Annotated in this window: 20 protein-coding genes; 7 read left to right on the forward strand and 13 right to left on the reverse strand. The window is 72.3% G+C overall.

Translation table 11 applies throughout. From position 1 onward, the window contains the following. Positions 1–54 precede the first annotated feature (54 nt). Positions 55–927, forward strand: a complete 873-nt coding sequence (locus OG985_RS35705; protein WP_371672501.1) for an esterase/lipase family protein — start codon at positions 55–57, stop codon at positions 925–927. 52 nt (positions 928–979) lie between these two features. On the opposite strand, the gene OG985_RS35710 is transcribed toward OG985_RS35705, so the two are convergent. Next, complete coding sequence (locus tag OG985_RS35710) at positions 980–2,032, reverse strand: lytic polysaccharide monooxygenase (protein WP_371672502.1); 1,053 nt, start codon at positions 2,030–2,032, stop codon at positions 980–982. A gap of 140 nt (positions 2,033–2,172) precedes the next feature. Between OG985_RS35710 and OG985_RS35715 the strand changes: the two genes are divergently transcribed. Next, positions 2,173–2,622, forward strand: coding sequence for a GNAT family N-acetyltransferase (locus tag OG985_RS35715; RefSeq protein ID WP_371672503.1), 450 nt, complete (start codon positions 2,173–2,175; stop codon positions 2,620–2,622). Positions 2,623–2,631: 9 nt separating this feature from the next. Here the strand turns inward: OG985_RS35715 and OG985_RS35720 are convergent, their stop codons facing one another. Further along, complete coding sequence (locus tag OG985_RS35720) at positions 2,632–2,766, reverse strand: hypothetical protein (RefSeq protein ID WP_371672504.1); 135 nt, start codon at positions 2,764–2,766, stop codon at positions 2,632–2,634. Between the two features lie 137 nt (positions 2,767–2,903). On the opposite strand from OG985_RS35720, the gene OG985_RS35725 reads away from it, so the two are divergent. After that, complete coding sequence (locus OG985_RS35725) at positions 2,904–3,530, forward strand: class I SAM-dependent methyltransferase (protein ID WP_371672505.1); 627 nt, start codon at positions 2,904–2,906, stop codon at positions 3,528–3,530. A gap of 88 nt (positions 3,531–3,618) precedes the next feature. Here OG985_RS35725 and OG985_RS35730 read toward each other — a convergent pair whose 3' ends face one another. Continuing rightward, entirely contained in the window at positions 3,619–4,119 is a 501-nt protein-coding gene (locus OG985_RS35730; RefSeq protein WP_371672506.1) for a DUF402 domain-containing protein, read from the reverse strand. Beyond that, positions 4,100–5,029, reverse strand: a complete 930-nt coding sequence (locus OG985_RS35735; RefSeq protein WP_371672507.1) for an N-acetyltransferase family protein — start codon at positions 5,027–5,029, stop codon at positions 4,100–4,102. The genes OG985_RS35730 and OG985_RS35735 overlap by 20 nt, the downstream gene beginning before the upstream one ends. Positions 5,030–5,100: 71 nt before the next feature. On the opposite strand from OG985_RS35735, the gene OG985_RS35740 reads away from it, so the two are divergent. Then, positions 5,101–5,472, forward strand: a complete 372-nt coding sequence (locus OG985_RS35740; RefSeq protein WP_371672508.1) for a GntR family transcriptional regulator — start codon at positions 5,101–5,103, stop codon at positions 5,470–5,472. 72 nt (positions 5,473–5,544) lie between these two features. Here the strand turns inward: OG985_RS35740 and OG985_RS35745 are convergent, their stop codons facing one another. The 5 genes from OG985_RS35745 to OG985_RS35765 all read right to left on the reverse strand — a co-directional run bounded on the left by OG985_RS35745 (position 5,545) and on the right by OG985_RS35765 (position 10,172). Continuing rightward, a complete protein-coding gene (locus tag OG985_RS35745; RefSeq protein ID WP_371672509.1) occupies positions 5,545–6,297 on the reverse strand; it encodes a DUF72 domain-containing protein in 753 nt (250 codons plus the stop codon). A 29-nt stretch (positions 6,298–6,326) separates the two neighbouring features. Next, positions 6,327–7,421 carry a DUF5925 domain-containing protein gene (locus tag OG985_RS35750; protein WP_371672510.1) on the reverse strand — a complete coding sequence of 365 codons (1,095 nt, stop codon included), beginning with the start codon at positions 7,419–7,421 and terminating at the stop codon, positions 6,327–6,329. Between the two features lie 143 nt (positions 7,422–7,564). Further along, a complete protein-coding gene (locus OG985_RS35755) occupies positions 7,565–8,371 on the reverse strand; it encodes a polysaccharide deacetylase family protein (protein ID WP_371672511.1) in 807 nt (268 codons plus the stop codon). Further along, positions 8,368–9,354: a glycosyltransferase family 2 protein gene (locus tag OG985_RS35760; protein WP_371672512.1), complete on the reverse strand. Its 987-nt coding sequence runs from the start codon at positions 9,352–9,354 to the stop codon at positions 8,368–8,370. Before OG985_RS35760 ends, OG985_RS35755 begins: the two co-directional genes overlap by 4 nt. Further along, on the reverse strand, positions 9,351–10,172 hold the full coding sequence (locus OG985_RS35765) for a glycosyltransferase family 2 protein (protein ID WP_371672513.1): 822 nt from the start codon (positions 10,170–10,172) through the stop codon (positions 9,351–9,353). Before OG985_RS35765 ends, OG985_RS35760 begins: the two co-directional genes overlap by 4 nt. 592 nt (positions 10,173–10,764) lie before the next feature. Here OG985_RS35765 and OG985_RS35770 point away from each other — a divergent pair. After that, positions 10,765–11,571, forward strand: coding sequence for an SGNH/GDSL hydrolase family protein (locus OG985_RS35770; protein ID WP_371672514.1), 807 nt, complete (start codon positions 10,765–10,767; stop codon positions 11,569–11,571). A gap of 4 nt (positions 11,572–11,575) precedes the next feature. Here OG985_RS35770 and OG985_RS35775 read toward each other — a convergent pair whose 3' ends face one another. From OG985_RS35775 to OG985_RS35790, 4 genes are all read right to left on the reverse strand, one after another. Then, complete coding sequence (locus tag OG985_RS35775; RefSeq protein ID WP_371672515.1) at positions 11,576–13,186, reverse strand: serine/threonine-protein kinase; 1,611 nt, start codon at positions 13,184–13,186, stop codon at positions 11,576–11,578. A 45-nt stretch (positions 13,187–13,231) separates the two neighbouring features. Beyond that, positions 13,232–14,947, reverse strand: a complete 1,716-nt coding sequence (locus tag OG985_RS35780; protein WP_371672516.1) for a sulfite exporter TauE/SafE family protein — start codon at positions 14,945–14,947, stop codon at positions 13,232–13,234. Then, positions 14,944–16,680, reverse strand: coding sequence for a tetratricopeptide repeat protein (locus OG985_RS35785; protein WP_371672517.1), 1,737 nt, complete (start codon positions 16,678–16,680; stop codon positions 14,944–14,946). Before OG985_RS35785 ends, OG985_RS35780 begins: the two co-directional genes overlap by 4 nt. 215 nt (positions 16,681–16,895) lie before the next feature. Continuing rightward, on the reverse strand, positions 16,896–18,428 hold the full coding sequence (locus OG985_RS35790) for a DUF4331 domain-containing protein (protein ID WP_371672518.1): 1,533 nt from the start codon (positions 18,426–18,428) through the stop codon (positions 16,896–16,898). Positions 18,429–18,655: 227 nt separating this feature from the next. On the opposite strand from OG985_RS35790, the gene OG985_RS35795 reads away from it, so the two are divergent. Together OG985_RS35795 and OG985_RS35800 are read left to right on the forward strand one after the other, a co-directional pair. Next, positions 18,656–19,198, forward strand: a complete 543-nt coding sequence (locus tag OG985_RS35795) for a sigma-70 family RNA polymerase sigma factor (RefSeq protein ID WP_371672519.1) — start codon at positions 18,656–18,658, stop codon at positions 19,196–19,198. After that, positions 19,195–20,016: an anti-sigma factor domain-containing protein gene (locus OG985_RS35800; protein WP_371672520.1), complete on the forward strand. Its 822-nt coding sequence runs from the start codon at positions 19,195–19,197 to the stop codon at positions 20,014–20,016. The genes OG985_RS35795 and OG985_RS35800 overlap by 4 nt, the downstream gene beginning before the upstream one ends. Positions 20,017–20,085 lie beyond the last annotated feature (69 nt).

A 20,085-nucleotide genomic window follows, 5' to 3' on the forward strand; every position in this document is an offset into this window, starting at 1 on the left:
GATCACAGGGCGTAAGGCCGTCGCACCTCCCTTGAGCCGCAAGGAGATCACACGATGCTGCCCTGGAAACGAGCGCTCAGACCCCTCGCCGCCCTGCTGCTGACCGCAGCGGTCGCCGTGGTCCCCGCCGCCACCGCCCACGCCACCACCGCCACCGCCACCAGCACCGGCAGCGGTTGGAACGACTACTCCTGCAAGCCGTCCACCGCCCACCCCCGCCCCGTCGTCCTCGTTCACGGCACGTTCGCGAACTCCGTCGACAACTGGCTGGTCCTCGCGCCGTACCTGAAGGACCGCGGGTACTGCGTCTTCTCGTTCGACTACGGCCAACTCCCCGGCGTGCCCCTCTTCTACGGCCTCGGCCCCATCGACAAGTCGGCCGAGCAGCTCAAGACCTTCGTCGACAAGGTGCTCACCGCCACCGGCACCGCCGAGACCGACCTCGTCGGCCACTCGCAGGGCGGCATGATGCCCCGCTACTACCTGAAGTTCCTCGGCGGAGCCGCCAAGGTGAACGCCCTCGTCGGCATCGCGCCCGACAACCACGGCACCACTCTGTCCGGCCTCACCAAACTGCTGCCGTACTTCCCCGGCGCCGAGGACCTGCTCTCCACCGCCACTCCCGCCCTCGCCGACCAGGTCGCGGGCTCCGCCTTCCTCACCAAACTCAACGAGGGCGGCGACACCGTGCCCGGCGTGCACTACACGGTCCTCGCCACGAAGTACGACGAGGTCGTCACGCCGTACCGGAGCCAGTTCCTCAGCGGGTCCGACGTGCGCAACGTCCTGCTGCAGGACCTGTGCCCGCTCGACCTCTCCGAGCACGCCGCGATCGGACTGTTCGACCGGATCGCCTACCACGAGGTGGTCAACGCGCTCGACCCGGCGCACGCCACCGCCACCACCTGCGCGTCGGTCTTCGACTGACGCGCGCCGGGGCCTGACCGACCTGAGCCGCCGGTCAGGCCCCGGAGTCCGCTCAGCGGCCGTGCCGCCCGCCGCTCACCGCGCGCCGGCGGACCGAGGCGAACAGCGCCGCGGCACCCAGCGCCAGGGCGGCCGCGCCGCCGACGGCGAGGTACGGCGTGCTGCCGTCACCGCCGGTCTCGGCGAGGTTCCGCGAGGCCCCGGCCGCCGCGGGCTCGTTGGCGGCGGCCGTCTCCGCGGCCGGCTCGGCCTCCGTGGTCCTGTCCGCCGCCGTGGTCGGCTCGGCCGAGGTACTGGCGTCGTCGTCGCCGTGACCGTGATGCTCGACCGTCGACTTGTCCGCACCGTCCTCGATCTGCTCCTCGGAAGGCGCGGAGGCGGTCGGAGCCGACGGCGCGCCGCCTCCCGCGCCGCTGCCTCCGGCGTCGCCGTCACCGTCTCCGGTGCCGCCGCCTCCCGCGTCGCCGCTCCCGCCGAAGGAGACGTCCGAGCAGGAGTAGAACGCCTCCGGGCTGTCCGACCGCTGCCAGATCGCATACAGGACCTGCCGGCCGGTGCGCTCGGGCAGACTGCCGGAGAACGTGTAGAAACCGCCCGAGGCGACCGGGTCGGTGGCCGTCGCCACCGGGTGGTCCAGATCGAGGTCGGCCCAGGCCAGCGGCTTCGCCGGGTCGTAACCCGCCTTCGTGACGTACACCTTGAAGGTGCCCTTGTGCGGGGCGGTGACGCGGTACTTGAAGGTGTACGAGCCGCTCCGCACGCCGGTCGCGGGCCAGTCGGCGCGGGCCAGGTCGAGCCCCTTGAACTCGTCGTTGCCCGCACTGCACAGGCTGCCGTCCGGGATCAGCGCCTGGTGCCGCCCGTTCGCGTCACCGATGCGGATGCCGTTCCAGTCGTAGAGCGCCTGGGTTCCGCCGGCCGCCACCGCCGCCTCGCACGCGGCCGACTTCGGGCTCTCGGGGCCCTCGGCGTAACACTGCGCGACCCGGCTGACCGGGTCACCCATCGACCCGTGCGCGGACGCCGGCGCGGCGGTCAGCGCGGTCAGGGCGAGCGGGGCGATGCCGACTGCGGCGACGCCGGCGAGCCTGCGGCGTGCGGGCATGGGAGATCTCCTCGGAACCGGTGCTGGGTGTACCGGAACCAAGAAACCGTGAAAACGCCTGCTCGGGGAGGTCCGTGGCGATCTTTAGGGTCGTCTTAAGGCGGTGCTCAGGCTGCGATCAGGTAGGTACCGTGCGGGACATGACCGACGAGGAGATCCGGCCGGCCGTCGCCGCCGACGTGCCGGCGGTGAAGGCCGTGACCGACGCCGCCTACAGCCCCTACATCCCGCGGATCGGGCTCGTGCCGCAGCCCATGCGGGCGCACCACGAGGCGAACGTGGCCGCGGGGAAGGTCTTCGTGACCGGCGATCCCGTGCTCGGGCTCGTCGTGGTCGAGGCGCACGAGGATCATCTGTTCCTCGACAGCATCGCCGTCCACCCCGACGCGCACGGCAGGGGTGTGGGACGGCGACTGCTGCACTTCGTGGACGCACACGCGCGTGCCCTGGGACTGCGCGAGGTCAGGCTCTACACGAACGTGTTGATGTGGGAGAACCAGCGGATCTACCCCAGGTACGGGTACGAACTCGTGGAACGGCGGACAGACGGGCCCTACGACCGCGTCCACTACCGCAAGCGGCTGAGCTGAGCGACGCGGTCAGCCATCCGGCCACCACGTGCGTGCGATGTCCTTGCGGACCTCCGGGCGCTGCTCAGGACGCTCTTCGGCCTCCTCACGGACCCGGCGGGCGTCCGACTTCCTCAGGGGCCTCTGCACGGTCACACGGCGCATGGCTGCCTCCTTTAGCGTCCACCGGGTTCCGCGTTCTCACGGAGGTAGACCCTTTCGGGGAGAGTTCCTCATCGGCGCCGGTCTGTCAGTGGCGGCTGTCACGTTTGACTGTCAGTGGCGGGTGTCACGCTTGGCCCATGACGACGAGTGACGAAGCGGAACCCGCCACGGCGGCCGAGGACTGGGACTCGCGGGCCGCCTCCTTCGACGAGGAGCCGGACCACGGACTGCGGGACACCGGGGTGCGCCGGGCCTGGGCCGACCGGCTCCGCGGCTGGCTGCCCGCGGCCGCCTCGGACGTCCTCGATCTCGGCTGCGGCACCGGCAGCCTGTCGCTGCTCGCGGCCGAACAGGGACACCGCGTCACCGGCGTGGACAGCTCGCCCGCCATGGTGGACCTGGCCCGCGCGAAGCTCGCCGGCCGTGACGCGGCGTTCCTGGTCGGTGACGCCGCGATGCCGCCGGTGGGGGAGCAGCGCTTCGACGTGGTCCTCGTGCGCCATGTGCTGTGGACGCTGCCCGATCCGGGCCGGGCCCTTCGGCACTGGCGGGAGCTGCTGCGCCCCGGCGGGCGGTTCGTGCTGGTCGAGGGCGTGTGGGGGACGATCGGCCCGGTCGGCATACCGGCCGACCGGCTCACCCGGCTGCTCGCGCCCCTCGCGGGGGACGTGCGCCTGGAGGGCCTGTCGGACGACGCCCTGCTGTGGGGCAGGCAGGTGACGGACGAGCGGTACGCGGTGGTGGCGGTGACGGCGCGGTCGTGAACGCGGGCCGAGCCGGGCGGGCTCTGGGGCCGGGCGGCGCCGCGAGACCGCCCGGGCTCTGGCGCCTCCCGGTCTCCTCGGCCATGTCCTAGGCGAGCAGCGCGGCGAAGCCGTCGCCGCGGGCCAGTGCCTCGACTTCGTCGAGTGCGGCCGTCGCGGCGGCCGCCGCCGGTGGGTCCGACTCCGCCAGCCCGCTGTCGGCGAACTCGTCCTCGTCCAGGCGCCGTACGTCCCCGCCGTCGGCGGAGCGCCACAGGTCCAGGTCGAGATCCTCGACGACGAGTTCGGTTCCGGTGCGGACGGCCGGGCGGGTGATGTCGCAGTACCAGCCCTTCAGCGTGCCGGCGCTGTCACGGACCTCCTTCACCGCGTACCACCGGTCGCGCCAGTAGTACTCGGTGAAGACGTCGCCGGGTTCGAAACGCACGAAGCCGAAGTCGCGGACGCCCTCGCCCGCCCAGGGTGCCCGCACGACGACGCGGGTGCCGTCGTCGGCGAGCAGTTCGGCCCCGTAACGGATCTTCGTACGGCCCGCCTTGACGAGCCGGACGTCCACCCGGGTGGTTCCCTCAGCCGAGTTCGCGGACACAACGCACCTCCGTCGCACAGATCTCGTATCCGAACCACTTGTTGATCGCCAGCATCGGCTCGTTTCCCGCGTCGTTGCCCGTGAACGCCTCCGTGAACCCGGCGGCACGGGCGCGGTGCAGCGAGTCGTTCTTGGCGAGCTTGGCCAGGCCCCGGCCGCGGAAGGCGCGGGCGGTGCCGGTCATCACGGTGCCGTAGCGGGTACCGCCGTCCGTGCGGGCCGCGCTGAAGGCGGCGGGACGCCCGTCGACGACCGCGACCGAGGTCAGTTCGAGGCTGAGCAGCGGATGGCGCCAGGTCTCCTCGAGCCAGGCCTCGTAGTCCGTGAACTCCTTGGTGATGTCGCTCGGTTCGTCCGCCATCGTCTGCGCGTCGAGCGCGAACAGCGGCCGTGGATCGTCGGCGAAGTCGGCGGCCGTGCGCAGTTCGACACCCGGCGGCGGGTCCGCGAGCGGCGGCAGCGTGCCGTCGGCCAGGTCCAGCCGCAGGAAGTGCGCCGAGCGGCTCGCCGTGTAACCGTGCCGTTCGGCGAAGGCGTGGTTGGCGGGCTCGTCCAGGACCCAGCTGAACAACCTGGTCGCGCCCAGGCCGGCCAGGTACTCCTCGGCGGTGCGGGCCAGCAGCGAGCCGGCCCCGCGCCGGGTGCGCTCGGGGTGCACGTACACGTTGACGTAACCCTGGCCGGGCTCCGGGCTGTCGTGGACCATGCCGACCTGGGCGGTGCCGATCACCTCGCCGTCCTCCTCCGCCACCAGGGGGCGGAAACGGGAGGCGGGGTGGGCGTGGTCGAGGTCGTAGATCACGGAGTCCGTGGTGAACAGAACGAAGGGGAGCGCCAGCCTCCGGACCCGGGCGAAGCCCTCCACGTCGGCTCGTGCTCCGGGGCGCAGGTCGCGCACGATCACTGTCATGTGGGCGCACGCTACGGGGGAGATGAGCCGGGGTGCCTCTCATTTTCCGGCGGGTGGGCGACAATCACTCCGTGACCTTGAAGATCCGTATCGACGACAGTGCCCCGCCGTTCGAGCAGGTGCGTGCGCAGATCTCCGGACAGGCGCGGTCGGGAGCGCTGCCGGTGGGCTACCGGCTGCCGACCGTGCGCGGGCTGGCCGAGTCGCTCGGACTCGCCGCGAACACGGTCGCCAAGGCCTACCGCGCACTGGAGACGGACGGGGTGATCGAGACGCGGGGGCGCAACGGAACGTTCGTCGCCGCGGCGGGCCCGGCCGCGGAGCGCGAGGCGGCGTCGGCCGCGCAGGCGTACGCGGAGCGGGTACGCCGGCTCGGGCTGAAGGAGGACGCGGCACTGGCCGCGGTGCGGGACGCCCTGCGGGCGGCCTTCGAGCAGGGGTGACGCCGGCGGGTACGACACTGCCCCCGGACGGCCGTCGTCGCCGTCACCGTCGCGGCAGGGTGCGGGCGGGCGTCATGGGGTGCGGGTCGTTCTGAGGCCCGTCGCGTCGGCCGTTCTCGCGAAGGTCACCGCGTCCTGGACCGCGGCCGCGTTCGGGTCGTTGTTGAAGTACGCGTACACGTCGTCCCCGGCCCGCCAGGTGTCCGCGATCCGCTGGGCCCAGGTCTTCAGGGCCTGCCGGCCGTAGTGCGGCCACGCCCGGGCGCGGCCCTGGTGGAAGCGGACGTACCCCCAGTCGGTGGTCCGCCACAGCGGTGTCGCCGGGCGCGCGCGCATGTCGGCCCAGCACAGGGCGGCGCCACGGCTCTCCAGCACCTCGCGGACCTCGGACGTCCACCACGTGCTGTGCCGCGGTTCCACCGCGATCCGGGTGCCGGCCGGGAAGCAGGCCAGGCAGGCGTCCAGCAGTCCCGCGTCGGCGCGCAGGGTCGGCGGCAGCTGCAGGAGCACCGGCCCCAGCCGGTCACCGAGCCCTTCCGCGCGGCTCATCAGCCGGTGCACCGGTTCCTCCGGCTCCCGCAGCCGCTTGATGTGGGTCAGATAGCGGCTGGCCTTGACGGCGACCACGAAGTCCGGCGGGGTCCGCTCCCGCCAGGCCTCGAAGGTCTCGCGGGAGGGCAACCGGTAGAAGGCGTTGTTGACCTCGACCGTGGCGAAGCGCCGGGCGTACTCCTCCAGCCACAGGCGGGTGGGACATCCGTCGGGGTAGAGGACGTCCCGCCAGTCCTTGTACTGCCACCCCGAGGTGCCGACGAACAGGGTCATACGTCCATCAAAACACCCCGGGGCCCCCGCTACAGGTACAGCCCCGCGTCCGCACCCTCCCGGGGCTCCGGCAGCGAGGTCGGGGACGTGCCCCGGCGCAGTGCGTACAGCTCGGCCAGGGAGTTGCCCTCGCGGCCCACGCCCTCCTCCGTGCCGAGCCAGGTGACCGCCTCCCGGCGGGTGAGCGCGCCCACCTCGATCCGGGCCAGACAGCGGCCGGGGCGGACGACGGCGGGATGCAGCCGCTCCAGGTCCTCGTTGGTCGTGACGGCCACCAGCACGTTGCGGCCCTGCCCCAGCAGCCCGTCCGTGAGGTTCAGCAGCCGGGAGAGGGCCTGGCCCGCCGTGTGCTTGGCCTCCCCGCGGATCAGTTCGTCGCAGTCCTCCAGCAACAGCAGCCGCCAGCGGCCCTTGCCCGCCGCGTCCTCCTCGCCGATCGCGATGTCCATCAGATAGCCGACGTCGGAGAACAGCCGCTCCGGGTCCAGCACGCAGTCCACCTGGCACCAGTCCCGCCAGGAGCGCGCCAGCGTCCTCAGCGCCGAGGTCTTGCCGGTGCCGGGCGGACCGTGCAGGAGCAGCAGACGGCCCGCGATGTCCTCCGGGGTCGTCTTCATCAGGCGGTCCATCGCGTCCGCCACCGGCGCGGTGTAGTTGGGGCGGATCTCGTCCCAGGTGCCGGCCGAGATCTGCCGGGTGGTGCGGTGCGGGCCGCGCCTCGGGGACACGTACCAGAACCCCATCGTGACGTTCTCCGGCTGGGGTTCGGGCTCGTCGGCCGCGCCGTCCGTGGCCTGGTCGAGGATCTTGGCGGCCAGCTCGGCGGTGGTCGCCGTCACCGTGACGTCGGCGCCCCGGTTCCAGCGCGAGATCAGTACGGTCCAGCCGTCGCCCTCCGCCAGCGTCGCGCTGCGGTCGTCGTCGCGGGCGATACGCAGCACCTGGGCGTTCGGCGGCAGCAGCGTGGCCCCGGACCGCACACGGTCGATGTTGGCCGCGTGCGAGTACGGCTGCTCGCCCGTCGCGAAACGGCCCAGGAACAGCGCGTCGACGACGTCGGACGGGGAGTCGCTGTCGTCGACGTTGAGCCGGATCGGCAGCGCGTCGTATGGGTTCGCAGACATGCCGCCATGATCCGGCACGGGAACGCCGTGTGCATCCGCTTTCCCGAGTGCGCCGCTCGCGTCGGCCGCGTCGCGGACTCCGCGGTCCGACGCCGCGGACCGGTCGGGAGCGACCCCGGCCGGTCCGCGGCAGCCGCGTCCCGTCAGCGGCGACTCGTCGCGCCGGTCGCCCTCCGGCCCGCCTGCCGTGTCCTGCGGAGCACGGCGTACCCCTTGGTGAGCGTGCGGTCCCGGGCGAACGTCCGGGCGATCGCGCGCCCTTCGAGCAGCCGCTCGAACTCCGCGATGCCCGTGCCGCGCCGCACGGTCACCCGCCGCAGGGCGTACGGTCCCTGCCGGCGCCGCGCCAGAGCGTTGCCGACGGCGAGTGCCTGGGCGTACCCCGTCTCGCGCACCGCCTGCCGGACCCGGCGGCTGGAGTAGCCGTAGGGGTAGGCGAACGAGGCCGGTACGGCGCCCAGTCGGTCCGCGACGATCTCCCTGCACAGGATCAGCTCGGACCGCAGCCGGTCGGCGCCGAGCAGGTCGAGCTGCGGATGGGTGTGGCTGTGCCCGCCGATCTCGACGCCCGCTGCGGCGAGTTCGCGGGCCTGGTCCCAGTCGAGCATCGTGTCCAGCCCGCCGCCGGTGTCGTGCGCGCCCCGCAGCCAGCCCGTGGTCACGAACAGGGTGGCCGCGAAACCGTGCTTGACGAGGGCGGGAAGGGCGTGCCGGTGCACGCCCTCGTAGCCGTCGTCGAAGGTGATCAGGACCGGCCGCTCGGGCAGCGGACGACCCGAGCGCCAGGCGGCGGCCAGCGTGGCCGTGTCGACCGGTGTGCGGCTCGACTCCGCGATCAGCGCCATCTGTCGCGCGAAGGCGTCCGGGGTCACCGACAGCTCGCGCGTGGCGTCGTTCGGGTCGGTCGCGACCGAGTGGTACATGAGGATCGGCACCGGTGCCTCACTCATGCGGCGCCCTCCTCGATCGGCGTCGCCGCGAAGGTGACGTTGCCCCGGCGCGCCCGGACGCTGCCGACCAGGTAGCCGCCCGCCGCCGTGAGCACTCCGGCGACGATGGCGCCGGCCCGGCCCGCACCGCCGGGGCGGGCCAGCAGGGCGTCTCCCAGCCCTCGGGCCACGCCGGCCGGCAGGACCCGGGTGGTGTAGCGGCGTTCCGTCTCAAGTCCCTTGCCGGTACCGACACTTCGCGCCACCAGCGCCTTGGACAGACCTTCCGCGTAGCTGCGCGTGCGGAAGTACCCGAAGCGCTCGCGTGCCGCCGGTACCCGGTGATGGATCACCGCCCGGTCGTCAATCAGCAGGACCGCGTCGGGTCTGACGCGGCTCAGGCGGATGCACAGCTCCGTCTCCTCGCAGCCCAGCGGGCGTTTGTCGCCGTCGCGTCCGATGCCGGTCGCGAAGCCGCCCGCCGCGTCGAACGCCGTACGGCGGAACGACGCGTTGCCGCCGAGGACGTTGCGGACGCGGGCCCGGCCTCGCGGCAGGCCCCGGTACGTGCAGCCCACCACCCAGTCGAACTCCTCGGGGAACCAGGCGGGCCGACGGCCCGACGCCCAGATCGGCAGCGTCCGCCCGCCCACGGCCATGACCCGCGGATCGGCGAATCCCGCGGCGAGGTGCCGCAGCCAGTCGCGTTCGGCCACGGCGTCGTCGTCGAGGAAGGCCACCACGGCACCGCGCGAGGCGGCGATCCCGGTGTTGCGGCCCGCGGACAGGCCGCGGACGCCCGCGTTGGCGAGCACCCGCACCTCGTCGACTTCCTTGAACTCCCTGGCCAGCCGGTCCAGGAGGACCGAGTTGTGGTCGACGACCAGCAGGGTCTCCACGGCCGGCCGGGACTGCGCCCGCACCGAGGAGACCGCCGCGAGGATGTCCTCCCAGCGGTCCTCGGTGTACGCGCAGATCACGACGGAGATGTCGGGATCGCTCAAGACAGCTCTCCCCGGACCGAGTCGAGCATCGGCGAGCGCTGTTCCCGGCGGCGCAGGGCCCGCCGGTTGGAGCGCTCCCCGAGGATGACGCGGAGCACTCTGAACCCGTCGCGCACGGCGCGCAGATTGCTGGTGCCGTGGATGCGGAGGTACTCGTGGCTGGGTATCTCCTGCACCTTCAGCCCGGCCTTGACCACCCGGATGTTCATCAGGGTCTCGACCTCGAAGCCGGTGCAGTCGAGGTCGATGTCGTCGAGGCAGTGCCGCCAGAACGCGTTGTAGCCGTAGCACAGGTCGGTGTAGCGGGCGCCGAACTTGCGGTTGACGACCGCGCACAACGCCCAGTTGCCGAGTTTGCGGATGGGCGTCATGTCGTCGGTGCCGCCCCCGTTGGCGAAGCGGGACCCCTTGGCGAAGTCCGCGCCCGAGACGAGGGCGGAGACGTACGACACGATCTCGTTGCCGTCGGCCGAGCCGTCCGCGTCGATCATCACGATGATGTCGCCGGTGCACGCCTCGAACCCGCTGATCAGCGCGTCCCCCTTGCCTTTGCCGCGCTGTTCGACGACCTTGACCGCGGGCCACAGTTCGCGGGCCACGTCGACGGTGTCGTCGGTGGAGTTGCCGTCCACCAGGACCACTTCGTGTATCCAGTCCGGAAGGGTCTTGAAGACGTAGGGAAGATTCTCCGCCTCGTTCATGGCGGGAATCACCACACTCACCGGTGGCGCGATGGCCAGGTGAGAGGAGACGGGCCGGTACTTGGCGGCCATGGACGGTTCCTGTCCCGTGGTCGCCGGCTGCAGAACTGAGCTCATGAGTCTGATCCCTCTCGTCCGGTGGACCGCCCGCCCCTGGGCGGTCCGGGTTTGCCCGGTTCGAAAGGGGGGTTCTCACCCGGGCATGACGGACGGATCTCCGTACGACGCCGGGTGAGCTGGCAAAACTGACCGCCTGCCGGAAAACGGCAGCCGGTCTCGCGGCACGACTCGATCACCAGTGCGGTCACCGAGCACGGCACCCCCCTACCGCGCCCCGCGCCGGATTCCATCGCGGTCCTGAGCCCTCCCCTGGAGCCGCTTGATGACGGACCGATGCGGGTGAGATGTACGACGGTATTGATGATTGAGCATGTATGGCAAGGCCTGGAACGAGGTCTCACGTTTTTGTTGGTTTGACCGTTACAGCACGGTGATTGATCACGTGTTGACCGGATTTGGCCCATCCGTTTGCAAGGGCTGTTCGTTGAAGCGCCGAACGCGCATATGCCCCGGAATCGAGGGTGCCCCAGCGCCCCGAAAAGACCCGCGAATTGTAGGAAGGTCTTGAAAGTCTTGGCATGGACACTTCCATTCAACACGCGTAGTTGCTACGACGGTTGTGGCAGAGATCCTGCTAAAGGGAGGTTCCATGAGACGTTCCCGACTTGCCGCATACGTCAGCTCACTCCTCCTCGCCGCCGGCATCGCCCTCACCGGGGCAACCACGGCTCAGGCGTCCCAACTCGCCGCCACGGGCGGCTATGTGGCGCTTGGCGACTCCTACTCCTCCGGGGTCGGAGCGGGCAGCTACATCAGCTCCAGCGGCGACTGCAAGCGCAGCACGAAGGCCCATCCCTACCTCTGGGCCGCCGCCCACTCACCCTCGTCGTTCGACTTCACCGCCTGCTCGGGCGCCCGAACGGGTGATGTTCTCGCCAACCAGCTCACCCCGCTCAGCACCGCCACCGCCCTCGTCTCCGTCAGCGTGGGTGGCAACGACGCAGGTTTCGCCGACGTCATGACGACCTGTGTGCTCCAGTCCGACAGCTCCTGCCTGTCCCGGATCGCCACCGCCAGGGCGTACGTCGACTCGACGCTCCCCGGCAAGCTCGACAGCGTCTACACGGCGATCCGCACCAAGGCACCGAACGCCCGTGTCGTCGTCATCGGCTACCCCCGCTTCTACAAGCTCGGCACCACCTGCCTCGGCCTCTCCGAGACCAAGCGGAAGGCGATCAACGAGGCCGCCGACTACCTCGACACCGCCATCGCCCGGCGGGCCGCCGGCTACGGCTTCGCCTTCGGCGACGTCCGTACCGGCTTCACCGGACACGAGATCTGCTCCGGCGACTCCTGGCTGCACAGCCTCAACTGGCTCAACGTCGGGGAGTCGTACCACCCGACCGCGGGCGGCCAGTCAGGCGGCTATCTGTCGGCCCTGAACAGCGCGGCCTGATTCCCTACGGACTGACCGAAACGGAAACAGAGGGGGAGGCCCCGCCCGTCGGGGTCTCCGCCACACAGGTGACGGAGAACGACACCGGGTTGGACGTCGTGCGCACCGGATCACGCACCTCGACGCTGATCGCGTTCTCGACCGTCCCGCTCTCGTCGTACGTCGTCACGAACGCCCGGTCCTGCCGGGTCCGCCCGCCACCCTCGGGGAACGAGAGCGTCTTCCAACCGGAATCCACGATGTGCCCGTCCCGCGACACCCAGCGGTAGCTCACCCGCGCCGGCAGCCGGCCGACCGTGAGGGTCGCCGTGAACGCCGGCGCCTCGCCGCTCGGCGGCGGGCAACTCCCGGAGTACTCGGTGTGCGCGCCGGTCAGTGTGACCTGGACGGTCTGGGCCGCGGGCGCGCTCGACGGGCTGCCGCTCCGGCTGGGAGAAGGCGCCGGAGCATCGCCCTCCGAGCTGCTGCTCCCCGTCGTGGGAGTCGAACTCGCGCCCACACTCGTGCTGTTGGTCGCACGCCCCTCCTGTCCGTCGCCGTCGCGGTTGAGCAGGGCGTACGTCAGTCCGGCGATCGCCAGCGCGAGCGCGGCGAGGCCGGCGACGAGCACGACAGCCGCACGCCGGTTGCGGTCCGGCCGGGGCGTCGCCGCGGTCGGGCCGCCGGAAACGGGCCCTCGCGCGGCCGTCGTCGGGGGCAGTGGCGGGGGCGCCGACGACCAGTCCTCGGGCCGGCCGGCGACCGTCGGCGCGTACGGGGCCGCCCGCAGCGCGTCCGCCCGGGGCGAGCCGCCCGCGCCGACGACCCGCAGATCGCGCTCGGCCACCTCGGCCGGCAGCCGCTCGGCGGGGTCCTTGCGCAGCAGCCCCTCGATGACGGGAAGCAGCGGCCCGGCCCGTCGCGCGGGCGGCAGTTCCTCGTCGACGATCGCCCGCAGGGTGCTGAGCGGGGTGTCCTGGCGGAACGGGGAGTTGCCCTCGACCGCCGCGTACAGCAGCACTCCGAGCGACCAGAGGTCGGACTCGGGGCCGGGCGTGCGGCCCAGGGCCCGTTCCGGCGCGAGGAACTCGGGCGAGCCGATGACCTCGCCGGTCATGGTCAGTGCCGAACTGCCCTCGACCGTCGCGATCCCGAAGTCGGTGAGCACCACCCGGCCGTCGTTCGACAGCAGGACGTTGGCCGGCTTCACGTCCCGGTGCAGCACCCCGGCCGCGTGGGCGGCGCGCAGCGCGGCCAGCACCTCGGCACCGATGTGGGCGGCGCGCTGCGGCCCGAGCGGGCCCTCGGCCTCGAGCGCGTCGGCCAGGGACACGCCACGGACCAGCTCCATCACGATCCAGGGGCGGCCGTCCTGGGTGGCCACGTCGTACACGGTGACCACGTTGCGGTTGGCGACCCGGGCCGCCGCCCACGCCTCGCGCTCCAACCGGGCGTACATCCGCTCCACCTCGGAGTCCGGCAGCCCGGCGGGCGCGCGCACCTCCTTGACGGCGACCTCGCGGTGCAGCACCTCGTCGCGGGCGCGCCACACGGTTCCCATGCCGCCCTCGCCGAGCGGGGACAGGAGACGGTAGCGGCCGGCGATCAGACGTTCACTGCCCGGTTCCTCGGACACGGGCGTCCCCCCTTCGCATCCGTGTGTTTTCTCCACAAACGTAGCTCAGCCGAGTGCGGATGCCGCCCCCTTGAGCACCAGGGCGGCACCGAGGGTCACGACGACGAGCGCCGAGGCGAGGGGCGCGGTCCTGCGTACCACGACCGTCAGCGGACTCGTCGTCCAGCGCGGTCGCCGGTCCAGCACCCGGGTCACACCGGCCCCGAGCTTGACGACGGCGTAGCCGGCCGCGGTGAGTGTGAGGCCGAGACCGACGCCGAACGCGACGACGAGCAGCAGCCCGAACCAGGCCTGGCCGAGCGCCGCCGCGCCGACGAGCACCACGACGGCGGACGGACTGGGCACGAGTCCGCCGGCGAAGCCGAGGAGGAGCGTGCCGCGGAGGGTGGGGGCGGTGGCGTGCGTGTGGGTGAAGCCGCCGTGGGTGTGTTCGACGGTGTGGGGACCGTGGTGGCTGTGGGGCTCCTCGTGCTGGTGGGGGGCGTCGTGCGGGTGGTCGTGGCTGTGGTCGTGGTGGTCATGACCGTGGGTCGCGCCATGGGCGGGGTGCGTGTGGCCGGGTGCGCGGTCCGATGCGTGCTCGCCGGACGCGGAACGGCTGTGCGCGGCGACCAGAACCGGTGTGCGTTCGTGCTCGTGTTCGTGCTGGTGGTCGTGGTCGTGGTCGTGCGGGTGCTGGTGATCGTGCGCATGGTCGTGGTCGTGGTCGTGCGTGGGCTGCTGCCGGTGGGGGCGGTTGCGCCAGGCCCGTCGTAGGAGGGTGGTGCCCGCGCAGATGACCAGGACGCCGCTCGCGAGACCCAGCCACGCGATCACCGAGGGCGCGGCCGCCGAGCCGGCGGTGACCAGGAGACCCAGGGCGACCACGCCCAGGGTGTGAGTGACGGTCACCGAGGCGGCCAGTGGCAGGACGTCCTTCAGGCGGGCCCGGCCGCCCCGCGCGGTCGCTGTCGCGGCCATGAGGGTCTTGCCGTGGCCCGGGGCGAGCGCGTGCATGGCGCCGAGCGCCACGGCGATGAGCAGGGCGAGTGCGGCGAAGCCGGGGGTGAGGTCGTGGCGGGCCACCAGGGAGTTCAGGGCCCGGGTCCAGCGGTCGGCCCCGCGGGGCAGGACGGAGGCCGCGGGGGCGTCCTCCCGCTCCTCGGACAGGGCGGGACCGCCGGGACGCACCCGCAGCGACGCGGTCGCGGTGTCGGCCGGGGAGGAGAGCAACTCCTTGGGGTAGCTCGTCAGTTCGCGGGACACCGAGGTCTTCGGCACGTCCGACGCGGTGAGCGTCATACGGTCGCCGCGCGCGGTGATCTCGCGCCAGCCGGGACCGGTGGAGGCGCCCGCGCTGTGGAAGCCGAGGACGGCGGACTCGCCGGCGGGCAGCGCGGCGGTCAGCCGGCACTCCACACGGAGGGTGTTCAGCCCGGCCTGACCGGGCCGCACGCGCGCGTGGCTGGTGGCGACGGCGAGCGAGACCGTACGGCCGTCGACGGTGACCCTGCTGCCCTCGGCGGCCTTCGTGCACCGCTGCCGGGCCCACTCGGTCGTGCCGAGCCGTTTCAGCTCCGGCTCCGCCTGGGTCGCCGGGATCTCGGCGAGGTCCTCGACGTGGTCGACCCGCAGCCCACCGGGGGCGGCCACCAGGCCGTCGTAGCGGTTGACGGTGAAGTTCCCGAGGGGGTGCGCGCTCGCGGCCCCCGAGGGGAGCAGGGCGAGCGCGGCGGCGGCGGTGAGGACGGCCGCGCCGGAGGCGAGGCGGCGGGCCCTCACTTGGCGGCCTCCAGTGCCTTGCGGGCCGCGCGAGCGCCGAGCGGAGAGAAGCCGGGGTTCAGCTTCAGGGCCGCCCGCAGCGAGGTGCGGGCCTCCTTCGGGTGACCGGTGGCGCGTTCGATCATGCCGCGGTGGTAGAGGAAGGAGGCGTTGTGGTAGCCGGTGGCCGTGGCCCGGCGGGCGTAGGGCAGGGCCTCCGCGTCCCGGCCGTTGACGTGCAGGGCCCAGGCGAGCGCGTCCGCGGTGTGCACGGTGTGCCGGCGGGCCCACTCGGCGCGGGCCGCGCGCAGCGCGGACTTCCGGTCGCCGTGGTCGGCCGCGGCGAGCGCGGTGTCGAGGTCGGCGTTGACGCCGTTGGCGCGGGCGAGTGCCGTCCAGGCGTCGACCAGGGCGTACTGGTCCGCGGCCCTGGCCCGGTCGCCCTCGCCGCCGCGATCCTCGTACAGCTCGCCGAGTTCGACCAGCGGGCCGGGCAGGGGGAAGCGCGAGACGACGTCCTCCATGCCGGTGATCGCGCCGGCCCGGTCGCCGCTCGCGGCCTGGGCCCGGGCGCGGCCCTCCAGCGCGGGGAGGTAGTTCTCGTCGGCGGCCAGGGCGCGCGCGTAGTGGTTCAGGGCGGCCTTGTAGTCGCCCTGGTTCCAGGCGAGTTGCCCCAGGGCGGAGGCCACGTAGGAGATGTCGCCGGGGGCGGAGGCGGTGGTGAGGGCGTGCTCCAGGACGCGGCGGGCGGTGCCGACGTCGCCGCGCAGTTCCCGCACGTAGGCGTACCGGGTGAAGACCGGGATGCCCGGCCGCCTGGCGTCGGCGGTGTCCGCGGCCTTCGACGCGTCGCCGTAGCGGCCGAGTTCCACGAGGGCGTCGATACGGGAGCACAGGGCGCGTTCGCTGTAGGGGTTCTCGGCGAGGACCTGGTCGGCGTGGGCCAGGGCGCCCTTGAAGTCGTGCCGGGCCGCGGCGAGGGCGGCCTGTCCGGAGACGGCCTGCTCGTTGTCCGGCTTCAGGTCGAGGGAGCGCTTCAGGGCCTGCTCGGCCTGCGGGTAGCGGGAGGGGTCGCCCTTGGTGCGGGCCTGCTCGACGTAGGCGAGACCGAGCGTGGCCCACCCGCCGAAGTCCCTCGGCTGGGCCCGGAGATGGGCCTGCAGGGCGGCGATGCTCGCGTCGAGTCCGCCGCTGGACAGCAGCGCGGGGGAGACGGCGGCGGGCGCGGCCGCGACGGCGGAGGTCCCGCCGCCGTCCCGCGCGGCTCCGACCGCGAGGGAACCGGCGGTCAGGGCCACGGCCAACAAGGCCGCGCATCCGGCGAGTTGGGCAAAGCGCCAGCGCCTTCCGGCCGCCCCGACCCGCCGCACGGCGGCGACCCGCGGATCGCCGGACGCCGTGTCGGAGACCACGCCGGAAGCGGCGCCCGAAGCACCGGTCACCGCGTGACCGCCGCCACCGACACCACCATGGCCGTCACGATCACCGCCGTCACCGCCGTCACGGTCGTCGATGTCGGCACCGCCGTCACCGCCGGGACCAGTGTTGCTCTCGGTCCCGTCGTGACCGTCGGCCCGGTCGGCCCGGTCGGCCCCGTCGGCCCCGACGGGACCGCCGTCACCGCCGTCACCGCCGTGAACACCGGCCGTGCCGGTGGCGGCGGCCGGGCCTGCGCCGCGCTCGCGCTCCGCCGGTGCGGTCGGCTCGTCGCCGGGTCCGCTCTCCGGTGCGCTGTCGTTCGTACGCGGGGCCATGCCCTCTCCTCGGTCGCCTGGGTGGATCAACCTGCTGGGTGGATACGGAAGATGTCGCGTGGGGCGGCGCGGCCCGCGCCGTGGGGGATGGGTTGGGTGCGGACCGCGCCGGTCTGTGGGGGTGGCGGGCGGCGGGGCGGGGGCGGGCCCGGTCGAGCCGAGTCGACGGGGCACCGCGGCCGCCCGGCCGCGTCGCCGGACTTCCCGCGGAGCGCTCAGTACGCCCGTCCGCGCATCCGGCGCCACCACATCAGGCCACCGCCGATCAGCAGGATGCCGACCGCGCCGGCGCCCGCGGAGGCGGCGATCAGCGGGGTGTCGGAGCTGCCGGAGACGCCGGCCGGCTGGAGCGCGTCGCCCAGCTGGTTGCGGACGTCGTTGCCACCGCTGGTGCCCTTGGCGAGCTTGCCGCGGGAACCCGCGGTCGGGTTGGCGAGGTACGGGAAGGAGTGACCGAACTTCTTGTCGTTCTTGTCCACCGCGTCGCCCAGGTCGTTCTTGGAGCCCACGAGCTCACCCTCGACCACCTGGAGCGAGGCGTCGATCACGTCGTCGGTGAGCCGACGGCCGTTCGGGAAGCCCGCGTTGTCGCCGTCGAGGACGCCCAGCCGCTTCGGCTTGGCGGTCGGCTCGATCGAGGTGTTGAGGCGCAGTTCCTCGGACGGGCGGACCTCCGGCGGCTGGTTGAGGCCCTTGACGCCCTTCAGGAACACGTCGACCAGGTCGTTGCGCGGCTCGGCGGGCGCCTTGATCTTGTAGATGCCCTCGATGAGCTTCGGCAGCTCGGGGTTGGTGACGTTCTTCAGGAACTGGGCGTCGTCCCACGGCGCGGACGCGTTGAACTTGTCCTTGTCCCCGATGGGGTTGACCACCTCGTTGACCAGCGGGTTGCCGAGGCGCGAGACCTGCGAGTAGTACCCCTGCGCGTTACGGCGCTGGGTGGTCGACCAGATGCCGACGACCGGCTGGTGCGACGACTCGGCGATCATGTCCGTCGGGACCTGCAGGGCTATCGAGTTGACGTTGTAGCCCTTGAGCGTGTCCCGGCCGACCTCGCTCAGGTTCCCGCCGTAGAGCAGGTCGAAGACGCGCAGGTCCAGGAAGAACGGGTCGTCGGCCTGGCCGGCGAAGGTCTGGGCGCCGCTGGTGAGCTTGTGGACAGCCTGCTTGCGCAGTTTGCTGTAGTCCGGCATCGACGCCTTGCCGACGTTCGACGGGGCGACCGGCACGTCGTCGGCGATCTTGGTCTGCGACATGACCTTCTGGTTGTGCAGCTTGATCAGGTCGACGTCGTAGGTCTGCGTGACGTTGAGGTCGGGGTCGTCCAGGCTGGTGACGGCGCCCGTGTTGTAGAGGAACGTCTTCTTGTTCTTCGTTTGGGTCTTGAAGGTGTAGCGGAAGAGCAGATCGCCCTGCGCGTCACCGTTGTTGTCGATGTGGAGGTCGTACTGCGCGTCGTCGGCGAACGTGAAGAAGTTCGGGCCGCCGGCCGGGTCCTCGAACGGGATCCAGTTCGCGATGATGGTCGTCGAGTCCGGGTGGTCCGGGCTGACGAACGCGTACACGTCGGTGTTGTCGTACTGGGGCTGCCCCGAGATCAGCGGGGCCTCCCGGTGACTGGAGGCGGAGGCCGCCCCCGGTTCCAGTGTGGCCACGCCGGCGGCTGCGAGCCCCCCGGCGGCCAGCGCACCACATACGAGGGTCGCGAAACTCCTGCGTCCCGCACCGCTCAAGAAAGTAGGTGTCATGCCGTCCGTCCTCAGTGCCAACTTGCCTGACGAACGCCATTCGGAGCGGCCGGCAGGGTGGATTGGTCGAATCCCAAACGTTCTTACGCAGCGTTTGAAAAGTTGTTTCATCGTCGGGGACCCGCGTTTTGGGCTCACTGATCCGTAACCCATCCGAAGGCACGCTCGCTGCGAATGCCTCACGTGACGGGACGGGCCGCGGGGCGGCCCGCTGAGAGGGGGAACGGGTGGAGGCGGACGAGCTGCTGGTGCTCGTGGCTGGTGGTGACCAGAAGGCGTTCGAGGAGCTGTACGGACTCGTGTCCGGGCCGGTGTTCGGCCTCGTGCGGCGCGTGGTGCGCGACCCGGCCCAGTCGGAGGAGGTGGCTCAGGAAGTGCTGCTCGAACTCTGGCGCTCCGCCGCGCGGTTCGACCCCGGACGAGGCAGCGCGTTGTCCTGGGTCCTCACGCTCGCCCACCGTCGGGCGGTCGACCGGGTGCGCAGTGCCCGCGCGGCCGGCGAGCGCGAGCAGCGCGAGGCCCGGCGGTCGCACCATCCCGCCTTCGACCAGGTCACCGAAGAGGTCGAGGCCGGCCTCGAACGCGAGTGGGTACGCCGCTGCCTGGACCGGCTCACCGCCCTCCAGCGCCAGTCGGTCACCCTCGCCTACTACGACGGCTACACCTACCGTGAAGTGGCCGAGCGGCTCTCTCTGCCGCTGGGCACGGTCAAGACCCGTATGCGCGACGGACTCACCCGGCTGCGCGAGTGCCTGGGAGGTGTCGCATGAGTCTGCGCGACCGCCTGTTCCGCCGCGAGGACATCCACTCCCTCGCCGCCCCGTACGCCCTCGACGCCCTGGAGTCCGCGGAGCGCGTCCGGTTCGAGAAACATCTCAAGAACTGCGACCGGTGCGGTGCCGAGGTGCGGGCCCTGTCCGAGGACGCCGTCCGGCTCGCCTGGTCGACCGCGGCGCCCGCGCCGGCCGCGATGCGCGACCGGGTGCTGGCCGCCGTACGCGCGACCCCGCAGGAGTCGCCCTCGCCGCACGCGGCACGGGCGCGGACACCGCAACTGCCGCCCCATGTCTGGGGCACGCAGCCGCCGCCGGCGCGCGCCCGGGCGTCCCAAAGGCGCCCCCTGTTCGTGCCGTTCGCCACCGCGACGGCCGCCGCGGCGCTCGTGGTCGCCTCGCTCTTCGCCGTCCAGGCCGACCGGACCCAGGACGAGCTGGACGCCCAGCAGGCCCAGTCCCGTGAGATAGCCCACGTCCTCGCGGCTCCCGACGCGCGGGCGGACACCGGCCAGGACGCCGGGGGCCGGAACATCGGGGTGATCGCCTCCGCATCGGAGGGGCGCGCGGTTGTCACCCTGAGCGGGTACGGCGCCCCACCGAGCGGACGGGTGCGCCAACTGTGGCTCATGCGCCCCGGCGCGCAACCACGCTCCCTGGGCCTCTTCGAGGACGACACGCCCCTCGTCGCGTCGGGTCTCACGAAGTCCGCGACGTCACTCGCTGTGACGGTCGAGCCCGACGGGGGATCAGCACAGCCCACTACGCAGCCGGTTGTCCAACTCGCCCTGAAATCGGTTGGATTCGGAGAGTAATCGTCAACCTCCTTGCTGGGAAGGTGAATCCTGTGACCGCGATACACGAGTGCCCCCGGGGGGCGATAG

Origin of the sequence: Streptomyces sp. NBC_00289 (assembly GCF_041435115.1) — a bacterium.
Lineage (GTDB): Bacteria > Actinomycetota > Actinomycetes > Streptomycetales > Streptomycetaceae > Streptomyces.